Genomic DNA, 11,299 nt, shown 5'->3' with positions numbered 1-11,299 from the left:
AACGCTTCGGACATAGCCGACAACGCTTCGGATATCACCACGAATACGGGTGACATAGCAACGAACACTACCAACATTGGAACTAATGCAACGGATATAGCAGACCATATTGCTGCTGATGGTGACACCGACGCCACGAACGAGATACAGAACATCGAGGAAGTGCTTACCGATGGCAACGATGCCAACGGATTGGTTCTGACCGGACTTGGAGCCCCAACGGCCGCAAGCGATGCCGTAACAAAAGCATATGTTGATGCTTTTGACACTGACGATGCAGATTCAGACCCTGAGAACGAACTATCCGATATCGCTTTGAGCGGTACCACCTTGGAACTGACCAATGCGGTTACAGGAGCCACCGGGGTTGACCTGGACGGAACCTTTGCCACGGACGCGGAGCTAGCGGCCCTTGACACTGACGATGCTGATGCCGACCCTGAGAACGAACTATCCGATATCGCTTTGAGCGGTACCACCTTGGAACTGACCAATGCGGTTACCGGAGCCACCGGGGTTGATCTGGACGGAACCTTTGCCACGGACGCTGAACTAGCGGCCCTTGACACTGACGATGCAGATTCAGACCCTGAGAACGAACTATCCGATATCGCTTTGAGCGGTACCACCTTGGAACTGACCAATGCGGTTACCGGAGCCACCGGGGTTGATTTGGACGGAACCTTTGCCACGGACGCGGAACTAGCTGCCCTTGACACGGACGACGCCGATTCAGACCCCACGAACGAATACAACACGGGGATATCGCTGAACGGTACCTCCATCGAGGTCACGGATGCAGGCGGTACGTTGAGCCAAAATCTTGACGGAACCTTTGCCACGGACGCGGAGCTAGCGGCCCTTGACACGGACGATGCAGATTCAGACCCCACGAACGAATACAACACGGGTATATCGCTAAATGGTACCTCCATCGAGATCACGGATGCAGGCGGTACGTTGAGCCAAAATCTTGACGGAACCTTTGCCACGGACGCTGAACTTGCCGCCCTTGACACTGACGATGCAGATTCAGACCCCACGAACGAATACAACACGGGTATATCGCTAAATGGTACCTCCATCGAGGTCACGGATGCAGGCGGTACGTTGAGCCAAAATCTTGACGGAACCTTTGCCACGGACGCTGAACTTGCGGCCCTTGACACGGACGATGCTGATTCAGACCCTGAGAACGAACTGTCCGATATTGCCTTGAGCGGTACCACCTTGGAACTGACCAATGCGGTTACCGGAGCCACTGGAGTGGATCTTGACGGAACCTTTGCCACGGACGCGGAACTTGCGGCCCTTGACACTGACGATGCGGATTCGGACCCTGCCAACGAGATAAACACTCGTTTTGAGGTAAACGGTTCCAATCTTGAATTGGAAGATAGTGATGGCACTCTTCAGGTTGCCTTGGCAGATTTAAATATAGATCAATCTGCCTCAGACGTTGGGCTCGACACATCAGTTGATGTTGATGGTGATAGTAGTTCAGAAACTACTGTCGAGGGGGCTATTCAAGCAATGTCACCAATAGTTTCCAAAGCTGCGAGAATATTTTATCCACCTTCCATAGCTATTGATGCCTCGACTAATGGTACAGGTCGTACTGTAGATTTATATGCCCAATATGTTGCGCAATATGGCAGTCCAACAGTTTCAAGCACAGGAGCTCCGGCAGCAATTCCAACGTATAGCGCTACGGACTTATATTATTATGTTACTTATGCAGATCCAACTGTTTTTAGCAACATGAGTATTGATGCCAATGGTGAATTGACTTATGATATTATTGGTCAACCAGCCGATTATAATGCATTGATCAATGTAGTGTTTGTGGTAAAATAATAATGAATAAAGACAAATAAATTTGAAATCAAACCCCTCATATAAGTCTTTAGTCATTGGACTGTTTATTTTCTTTCTAGGAATAAACTTTGTAAGTGCACAGTTTTTACTACAAGCACCAAATACTGGAGATGAGAACAACTACCAATGGTATGAAGCATCGGATACCGCAACGGTTTTGGGAACCAATTCATTTTATGAAGCTACCCAACCTGGTGTATACTTTGCTACTTACGATGGTACGCTTTGTGGTTTCAATGCAACGGGTTATTTTATTCTTACCGATTGCGAAGCACCAAACAACGAGGTGATTTTGGATATTTCGGCCAGTATTCCTTCTGGAGCCACGGTTAGCTGGAGTCCTGCATTGAGCGGAGACCAAACCAGACCAACGGTAACAAGTACCCAAACTGTGATGCGATACGTAGCTACTATAACTAAATTGGGCAATAGTACTGATCTGCCACGATTTACTGTAGTTTGTATGAGCCAAGCCGCTAACTTGATGGATGATTTGATTGTTGTAAATGAAGATGAATCTGTAATAGTACCAATTTTCGATAATGATTCAGATTTACCTACAGAGGGTACTTTAATAGCTACTGACCCATCTCAAGGAGAGGTCACTATTGATGATAACGGAACTCCAAATGATCCGAGCGACGATATTTTAACTTATTCACCATCCCCAGATTTTAATGGTAGTGATAGTTTTGATTATACCATTTGTAACGCATTTGGAGATTGTAGTACTGCCTCAGTAGTTGTTGATATTCTTCCAATTGTTGATACCAATGATGATTCAGTGTCCACAGATATTGATACGGATGTTATAGTTTCATGGAGGGCCAATGATAATGATATACCTACAACAGGCTCTATATCCACTACGAACCCGTCCAACGGAACAATTGTTTTAAACGATAATGGAACGGTAAACAATCCGTCCGACGATGATATTACCTATGTGCCAAATGCAGATTTTTATGGAACGGATTCTTTTCAGTATACCGTCTGTGATACCAATGGAAATTGTGATACGGCCACGATTACGATAATAGTCAATACGTTCGGAGGTGATTTAGATAGTGATAATGACGGCATTGTAGATAGTTTTGAAGATTTGAATATTGATGGAGATAATGATCCATCAACAAATCCAACGGATACCGACGGAGATGGTATTCCCGATTATTTGGACATTGATAGTGATAATGATGGAATACCAGATAATGTAGAGGCACAACTAGCATTGGGTTACATTGCACCAAGTATGGTCGATGCCAATGGTAACGGTTTGGACGATGCCTATGAAAACGACGGAAACGTAGGATTGATTCCTATTGATTCTGATAGTGATGGTATTCCCGATTATGTGGATGATGATAGTGATAATGATAATGTCCCCGATGCCATAGAGGGACACGATTACAACCAAGATGGAATTGCAGATGTTGAATTTATCGGATCTGACAAAGATAACGATGGTCTGGATGATGGTTACGAAGGGGAAACAGTTATAGATATAGATGTTAATGACGAAATAAACAATCCTAGTTCCGACTTGCCCGATACCGATGGTGATGGCATACCTGACTTTAGGGATTCTGACGATGACGATGATGGTATAGAAACCATAGATGAGGATCTCAATGGAGATGGAAATTACGCTAATGATGATTCCAATGACAATGGTATACCTAATTATCTAGACCCCGACCTAGGCGAGTCCACCGTGGAAGAAGAGGTTGTTGATGTAATCAATGTAATTACACCAAATGGTGACGGTATACACGATACTCTAGAGATTAGGGGACTTATAAACTTCCCTGACAATACGGTTAGAATTTATAATAGATGGGGTGTGTTGGTATTCCAAACCAGGGCCTATGATACCAGTGGAAATATATTTGATGGAACTTCCCAAGGTAGAGTTACCGTAGATCAGGACAATAAGTTGCCCGTTGGGACCTATTTCTATGTGATAGATTATGGGGATGAAGGAGGAAACATGAAACAGCTGACAGGCTACATATATATTAACAGATAAATTGGTCACTGTGAATAAAAAGATTTTTAAAGGAAAAATTCTATGGTTGTTTACCCTAGCTTTTCTTGGGTATGGCAGCATGCAGGCGCAACAGGATGCACAGTACACCCAATATATGTACAATACGGTCAGCGTTAATCCTGCGTATGCAGGCTCAAGAGGACATTTGAGTATAGCTGCCCTTTATCGTAACCAATGGTTGGGGCTTGACGGTGCACCGGAGACACAAACGCTAAACGTGCATACACCAGTGGGATATCGTGGTGTAGGTCTAGGATTGTCCATTGTAAACGACAAAATAGGTCCAACCTCTGAAACGTACTTTGACGTAGATTTTTCCTACACCATCCAGACTGGTTGGGAGGGTAGATTGAGTTTTGGACTTAAGGCCAGTGCTCATATGTTGGATATACGTTATTCTGAACTTGATGAATTTGAGATAGACCCACAATTACAATCACAACAGGACATTCAAAATAAATTTTCCCCAAATATCGGGGCAGGTGTATACTACCATACAGATAGGTTCTATGCGGGTATTTCGGCTCCTCGAATTTTAGAGACCACCCATTTTGATTCATCTTCCGTATCCACGGCAAAAGAACAAATAAACCTTTACCTTATAACAGGTTATGTTTGGGACCTAAATCCATTTTTAAAATTTAAACCTACCCTGTTGACCAAAGCCGTCCAAGGAGCCCCTTTACAACTTGATCTTTCTGCCAACTTTATGTTCAACGAAAAATTTATAGGTGGAGTTGCTTACCGATGGGACGCTGCCTTTAGTGGTATGTTTGGTTTTATGTTATCCGACCAACTTATGTTAGGCCTAGCGTACGATCGTGAAATAACGGAGCTGGGAGCGGCAACATTTAACGATGGTTCATTTGAAATAATTCTGAGATATGATTTCATCAGAAATATTGGAAATTTGAAATCTCCTCGTTTCTTTTAGGAAGAAATTAAACATCTACATCCTGTAATTTGTTGCAAAGGTCATATTTTTACCACATGATAGAGGAAAATGTGATTCTAGTAAATGAAACGGACGAGCCCATTGGACTAATGCCCAAGATGGAAGCCCATGAAAAAGCGTTGCTCCATAGAGCATTCTCTGTTTTTGTGATGAATGCCAAGGGAGAAACCATGCTTCAACAAAGAGCAAAGGATAAATACCATTCACCATTGTTATGGACCAATACCTGTTGTAGTCATCAAAGGGAAGGGGAAAGTAACATAGATGCAGGTAAAAGGAGACTCATGGAAGAAATGGGATTTACCACCGAACTTAAGGAACTTTTCAGTTTTATATATAAAGCCCCTTTTGACAATGGACTTACGGAACACGAATTCGATCATGTAATGGTAGGGCATTTTGAAAATAAACCCAATATCAATCCTGAAGAAGTGGCCGACTGGAAATGGATGCATCCCATGGATATAAAAACGGATATTTCGGAGAATCCTGAAAATTACACCGCATGGTTCAAAATTATTTTTGAACGTTTCTTTAACTATATCACAGAAAATACCCCAGTACAATGAAAGTAAAGGCTAGTAGGAAAGCAAGTTTCAATGCGGCCCATAGATTATTTAGACCAGACTGGGACGACAAAAAAAACAATGAGGTTTTTGGAAAATGTAACAATCCAAAATATCACGGCCATAACTATGATCTTATTGTTAGCGTCACTGGTGAGATTGATCCAGAAACAGGCTTTGTTATGGATCTTAAAATCCTGAAGGAGTTGATCAAGGAATATGTTGAAGAAGCACTGGATCATAAAAACTTGAACCTTGATGTTCCAGAATTTAAAAAGTTGAATCCCACGGCCGAAAACATAGCCGTTGTGATATGGAATAGACTAAGACCCCACATAGATAATAATAAGGAGTTGGAGGTAGTGCTTTATGAAACTCCTAGAAATTTTGTAACCTATACTGGATAACATGAAATTTTACCCTTTAAAATTTAAACCCATTCTTAAGGAAAGACTGTGGGGCGGTACCAAACTAAAAGATGTTTTAAATAAACCAATTGAAAGCGATATAACCGGTGAAAGCTGGGAACTCTCCGGAGTTAAGGGAGATATATCCCAAGTATCCAATGGAAACTTAGAGGGTACTTCCCTTCAAGATTTAATAGATGGTCAATCAGAAGCATTTTTGGGCAAAAGTGTAGTGGAACGTTTTGGGAAAGAATTTCCTATTCTCATCAAATTTATAGATGCTAAACAAGACCTTTCAATACAATTGCACCCCAATGATGATTTGGCCAAAGAACGACACAATTCCTTCGGAAAAACAGAAATGTGGTACATTATGGATGCAGATCCAGGAGCCAAACTAATCGTTGGTTTTAATAAAGATGTGGAAAAGCAAGAGTATGTAAAAAGCATTGAAGAGGGAACTTTGACGGATTTGATGAATTATGAAGAGGTAGGAGAAGGCGATACATATTTCATAAATACAGGTAAAATTCATGCCATTGGTGCAGGAATACTTTTGGCAGAAATTCAACAGACGTCGGATATTACATATCGGGTATTCGACTTTGATCGTAGGGATAAAGATGGTAATCTGCGAGAGCTGCATACCAGTTTAGCAGTAGATGCCATTGATTACGAAAAGAAGGACGATTTTAAAATAGATTACCCAAAACAAAAAGATATGGTCAACCCAATGGTGGACTGTCCATACTTTAAAACAAATATTATGGAACTGTCCGAGTCCATGAAACAAGATTTATCGGATAGAGATTCTTTTAGCATTTATATGTGCGTAGCTGGATCGGCCACAATTAATAATGATTGGGGGAGTGCGCCCATAAACAAAGGGGAAACAGTTCTTATTTCTGCATCAAGTACTTTTGTTACTGTTGACACCCAACAAGTTAAACTTTTAGAAGTTACCATTTAATGGTATCTTTAAACAAAACAACCGTGTTATGCCGAGTATTCGTGATTTAAAAAAAGACGTCAATTTTATCTTGGGTGATATTATTGAAGCTGTTTACATTTGGGAAGCCGGTTCTGGAAACAAAGAATCTGAAGAAGGGACGGTAATTATTGATGAAGCAATTGAGGTCTACGACAGTCTCATGGACAAAATCAACCAAAAAAAGGTAGACAATGCTAAATCCCATTTCAGGACCATCCGTACCGAATTAGAGGAGAAAGCCACCAAATTGGTTGAGCAGCTCAATAATCTTGAAGCTTAATTGGATTTTTCCAAAAATGCTTTAAATTCTTTTCCGTATTTAGATGCAGCTACTTCGGGAGCCAATCCTTTATAAATGGAATCCAAATATTTTGGATTTGCTTCACTGGCCTCTGTTAACATAATATAAGGGGTTGCGTAGGAACTACCATTATTGAGTCCGAAGTTAAGAGCATATCTATAACGACTTATAGTGTTTTGGTTAAGTAAACGCTGCAAAGAGTCCAGTGCAATAGAATCTTCTTGTAATTGGGGCAAGGAAGCTTGTTGTGCCAACGACAGTTCCCTTATGTTGAACTTGGAAACCATATCATAAAACTCCAAAAGTTTTTTGTGGGATTTTGATCCTGAAATTTCAACATTCGAATCAAAAGTGTTCCAAGCAGTATTGATAACTATATTGCCCGATTCCCCAAAAAAGGTGATTCTGTCGTTTATATCATTGTTGTCCTCTTTTTTTAAGTAGAGATAAAATATTTCTGGCTCATTCACCTCGGTAGAAAAACTAAATGCACCATCTCCTTTTATCTCCAATGAATCCAACACGGAAAGTGTAGAATCTTTAAATTGTTGCAAATAGAGGGTTCCTTTTTTCAATCCTTTAATGTTTCCATTAACGATCATGGTGTTTTCGGTACTCTTTTCACAGGAGAATACAGTAAATCCAACTAGCAATACAAATAAAATCCGCTTCATCATAAAATTTTTGCTGGGCAAATATGCATAATCTTCTGAAAATAATTAAACATTTGATGCGACTTCCATCAACAAAGCACATAAATATGCCCCGGCGGTACCTACAACATACCCGAAAACCGCTAACAAAATACCCACAGAGGTCAATGAAGGATGGAATTCAGCTGCGACAATCGGTGCAGAGGCCGCACCACCTACATTGGCCTGACTTCCTACCGCCAAGAAAAAGAAAGGTGCTTTTATAATTTTGGCCATCAGAATTAGCAAACCGGCATGTATACTGATCCATACCAATCCAATTGCGATAAGGCCTGGATTTTCCATCACTTTGCCCAGATCCATTTTCATGCCAATGGTAGCCACTAAAATATAGATGAAAAGACCGCCTATTTTACTTGCACCCGCACCTTCATAATTTTTAGCCTTGGTAAAAGAAAGCCCAATTCCAATCATTGTGGCAAAAACCACCATCCAAAGAAATTCTGAACTTAAGGAGGATAATATTTTTTCAGGGTTACGGACTATTTCAAAATTGTTCTGTAAAAAAATCGAAAAATGATGACCAATAAAGTGTGCAATGCCTACTCCTGCAAAGGCAAAAAATGATAGCATGATATAATCGTTCAAGGTGGTCACCCTTGTGATTTTTTCCGTGTAGGTAGATACTTTTTCCTTGAGCTCCTCTATGGACGAAGTGTCTGCTTTGAGCCAACGATCTATTTTTTTGGTTTTACCCACGCCCAATAGAATTATGGCCATCCATAAATTGGCAACCACAATATCGATAAGTACCATACCTCCATAGCTTTCTTGGTTGTACTGAAAAACCTCGAGCATGGCAGCTTGGTTCGCACCACCACCTATCCAACTTCCAGCGATTGTGGCAAGACCTCTCCAAACCGCATCTGGGCCAACACCGCCTACGGTTTCTGGGGAGAAAATTGAAACAATCAATATAGCGATAGGACCACCAATAACGATGCCCACTGTTCCTGTCAGAAACATGATTAAAGCTTTGGAACCCAAGTTTAAGATTGCTTTAAGATCTATACTTAGAGTCATTAAAATTAGAGCTGCAGGCAAAAGATATCTACTAGCTACAAAATAAGTGTTGGACGATGATTCGTCAATAATACCTACACTGGCCAAAATGGCCGGTAATAAATAGCACATTAATAGTGTGGGGACCAAGCGATAGAATTTCGCCCAAAATCCAGTTTTTATGGATGAGGTATAAAAAACAAAACCTAAGCAAAGGCATAGCAACCCAAAAATTACGGTATCGTTGGTTAAAGGTAGTTGGTCCATATTTTGTTATAAACTAAAAGTCCAAATATAGGTAAAACGTTTAGGAGGATGGAGGCATGTAGTTCACTTCTTTAGCAATCGTTACATGCATATCATGGACCGTTCATGATATGCATGTCGATTATTAATTATTATCATTTATACTTATCAAACCAAGCCAAAACACTTGCGATTTTGGCAATTAAATTGCTGGGTTTGTTGGCGATGCCATGTCCTGCCCCGGGAATACGAACCATGGCAGTTTCCACATTTTCCAATTTTAGGGCAGCGTAGAACTGTTCCGATTCTGCAATGGGGGTTCGGTAATCTTCTTCTCCTGTCAAAAGCATAGTAGGGGTGGTTATATTGCCCACATAACTAAGGGGGGAGCGTCTAAAATAGTTTTCTGGATCTTCCCATGGCTTTTTGCCGAACCAATATTTGGAGAAAAATTGTGCATTATCGGCGTAAAGTACAAAACTGGTCCAGTTGATTACGGGTTTGGCCACTACGGCAGCTTTGAATCTGTCCGTTTTACCAACGATCCAAGCGGTAAGCACTCCACCGCCGGAGCCACCGGTAACAAATAGATTATCTTCGTCCACGTAGCCTTTTTCTAAAAGAGCATCCACACCGGACATTAAATCCTCGTAATCATGGTTGGGATAATCATGGTGTATCAAGTTTCCGAATTCCTCACCATAACTGGTGCTTCCTCTCGGGTTGGTGTAGAGCACTACATAACCTTCTGCTGCGTATGCCTGAATCTCGGCAGAATAAACAGCTCCGTAACTGGTAAACGGCCCACCGTGAATCTCGAGAATCATCGGATACTTTTTGGACGGGTCAAAATCTGGAGGTGTTACTATCCATCCTTGTATTTTTCGTTGGTCATAGGAGGACTCCCACCACATTTCCTCTACATTTCCTAATTTTTTAAAGGAGAAAAGGTCATCATTTAAAGCTGTTAAGCGTTTGGTGTTTTTAGTATCTGCCGCTCCTAAATCCGAAGGATGGCTTGTGTCTCCCAACGTGTATGCAAATTTGTTATTGGAAGAGACCGAAAAACTAGCAGCATTGTAGGGTCTACCTAAAGAAAGACCACCCAATCCGTCCGTAATGTCGTTCACTTTGCCGGACATACTCATCGAAGCCAATTTTCCCATGCCTTGGTCCGTATAAATAAAATAAAATCCATTTCCTTTACTGTTCCAGGCCATGTCTTCAACATCTCTGTCAAAACCCCCTGTTATTAATTGTGAACCAGAACCGTCGGTATTCATTACATACAAATTAGTGATTTGATAACCTTTAAGATTGTCATCATAACCTAAATATGCAATTTTGGAACCATCAGGAGACAAAAGGGGACTACCATCAGGGCCATAACGATCAGTTAATGGGGTAATTTCACCATCATTGACATTAATGGTATAAACCTCACTATCGGCAGGCTCCATTTTTTCGTCTTTGTGGAAGTTGGCACTGAAAAAGAGTTTTCTGCCATCTTTGGACCAAATAGGACTACCGTGGTCAAACTCAGAAAATGTAAGTTGCTTGGGCGTTCCTCCACTTACCGGTAGAGTAAACAGTTGCGTATTACCTCCTTTATAGTATCCAGCTCCGTCACCACGATATTTTATTTTATCAATATATTTTGGAGGATTGTTCCATTTGGCGCCTTCAGGTTTCCCTGGCATTTTTATAATGGACTTATTAGTTTCTGGTACAAACATATTAAAGGCCAAAAAATTATCATCATAGGACCAGGAAACGGATCTAGGTGATTGAGGTGTATTGGTCAATGCCATGGTTTCCTTGGTATCCAACCACATCAAATAGAGCTTCGTTTTGTTATCGGCCATATTGGATTTGAAAACTATTTTTTTTCCATCATGAGACCATTTGGGTGAAAAATCATTTTGGTTGCCGGTTGTTAATGGCCGGTTGTTGGAGCCGTCAAAATTCACGATCCAAAGGTTGGATAGATTGCGGTCCGTCATCACATCTTTAAAATTTCGAACATAGATGATTTTGGACCCGTCTGGGGAAATTTGCGGATCGGAAACAAATTCCATGTTAAAGATATCCAATAGTTCCAGATTGGATTGCACTTGGCCAAAACCCAAAGGGCTAATGGCAATAAAAAGTAAAAGTGTACTGAGTATTTTTTTCATAGGGTTACGAATT

At 41.2% G+C, this 11,299-nt stretch carries 10 protein-coding genes; 7 read left to right on the top strand and 3 right to left on the bottom strand.

All coding sequences use genetic code 11. From position 1 onward, the window contains the following. From MWU56_RS16380 to MWU56_RS16350, 7 genes are all read left to right on the top strand, one after another. A partial coding sequence (locus MWU56_RS16380; protein WP_247046453.1) for a hypothetical protein occupies nucleotides 1–1,857 on the top strand: 1,857 nt, incomplete at its 5' end. A gap of 22 nt (nucleotides 1,858–1,879) precedes the next feature. Beyond that, nucleotides 1,880–3,907 carry a gliding motility-associated C-terminal domain-containing protein gene (locus MWU56_RS16375; protein WP_247046451.1) on the top strand — a complete coding sequence of 676 codons (2,028 nt, stop codon included), beginning with the start codon at nucleotides 1,880–1,882 and terminating at the stop codon, nucleotides 3,905–3,907. Between the two features lies 1 nt (nucleotide 3,908). Next, nucleotides 3,909–4,862, top strand: a complete 954-nt coding sequence (locus tag MWU56_RS16370; RefSeq protein ID WP_410548951.1) for a type IX secretion system membrane protein PorP/SprF — start codon at nucleotides 3,909–3,911, stop codon at nucleotides 4,860–4,862. A 56-nt stretch (nucleotides 4,863–4,918) separates the two neighbouring features. Further along, on the top strand, nucleotides 4,919–5,452 hold the full coding sequence (idi, locus tag MWU56_RS16365; RefSeq protein ID WP_247046443.1) for an isopentenyl-diphosphate Delta-isomerase: 534 nt from the start codon (nucleotides 4,919–4,921) through the stop codon (nucleotides 5,450–5,452). Continuing rightward, complete coding sequence (locus MWU56_RS16360) at nucleotides 5,449–5,856, top strand: 6-pyruvoyl trahydropterin synthase family protein (RefSeq protein ID WP_247046437.1); 408 nt, start codon at nucleotides 5,449–5,451, stop codon at nucleotides 5,854–5,856. The genes idi and MWU56_RS16360 overlap by 4 nt, the downstream gene beginning before the upstream one ends. Before the next feature lies 1 nt (nucleotide 5,857). Beyond that, the gene (locus MWU56_RS16355; protein ID WP_247046429.1) at nucleotides 5,858–6,826 is read left to right on the top strand and encodes a type I phosphomannose isomerase catalytic subunit; all 969 of its coding nucleotides are present in this window, start codon (nucleotides 5,858–5,860) and stop codon (nucleotides 6,824–6,826) included. 28 nt (nucleotides 6,827–6,854) lie between these two features. Further along, the gene (locus MWU56_RS16350) at nucleotides 6,855–7,127 is read left to right on the top strand and encodes a hypothetical protein (RefSeq protein WP_247046427.1); all 273 of its coding nucleotides are present in this window, start codon (nucleotides 6,855–6,857) and stop codon (nucleotides 7,125–7,127) included. On the opposite strand, the gene MWU56_RS16345 is transcribed toward MWU56_RS16350, so the two are convergent. From MWU56_RS16345 to MWU56_RS16335, 3 genes are all read right to left on the bottom strand, one after another. Next, nucleotides 7,124–7,825: a DUF4369 domain-containing protein gene (locus MWU56_RS16345; RefSeq protein WP_247046424.1), complete on the bottom strand. Its 702-nt coding sequence runs from the start codon at nucleotides 7,823–7,825 to the stop codon at nucleotides 7,124–7,126. The two genes, MWU56_RS16350 and MWU56_RS16345, sit on opposite strands and share 4 nt — an antisense overlap. Nucleotides 7,826–7,867: 42 nt before the next feature. Beyond that, nucleotides 7,868–9,130 carry a DUF819 domain-containing protein gene (locus MWU56_RS16340; RefSeq protein WP_247046411.1) on the bottom strand — a complete coding sequence of 421 codons (1,263 nt, stop codon included), beginning with the start codon at nucleotides 9,128–9,130 and terminating at the stop codon, nucleotides 7,868–7,870. 134 nt (nucleotides 9,131–9,264) lie between these two features. After that, nucleotides 9,265–11,286, bottom strand: a complete 2,022-nt coding sequence (locus MWU56_RS16335; RefSeq protein ID WP_247046409.1) for a S9 family peptidase — start codon at nucleotides 11,284–11,286, stop codon at nucleotides 9,265–9,267. Between the last annotated feature and the right edge of the window lie 13 nt (nucleotides 11,287–11,299).

It is taken from the genome of Allomuricauda sp. F6463D, from assembly GCF_023015965.1.
In the GTDB taxonomy this organism is placed as follows: domain Bacteria; phylum Bacteroidota; class Bacteroidia; order Flavobacteriales; family Flavobacteriaceae; genus Flagellimonas.
The sequence above is the reverse complement of the archived record's forward strand: the minus strand, read 5'-3'. Positions and strand labels throughout refer to the sequence as shown.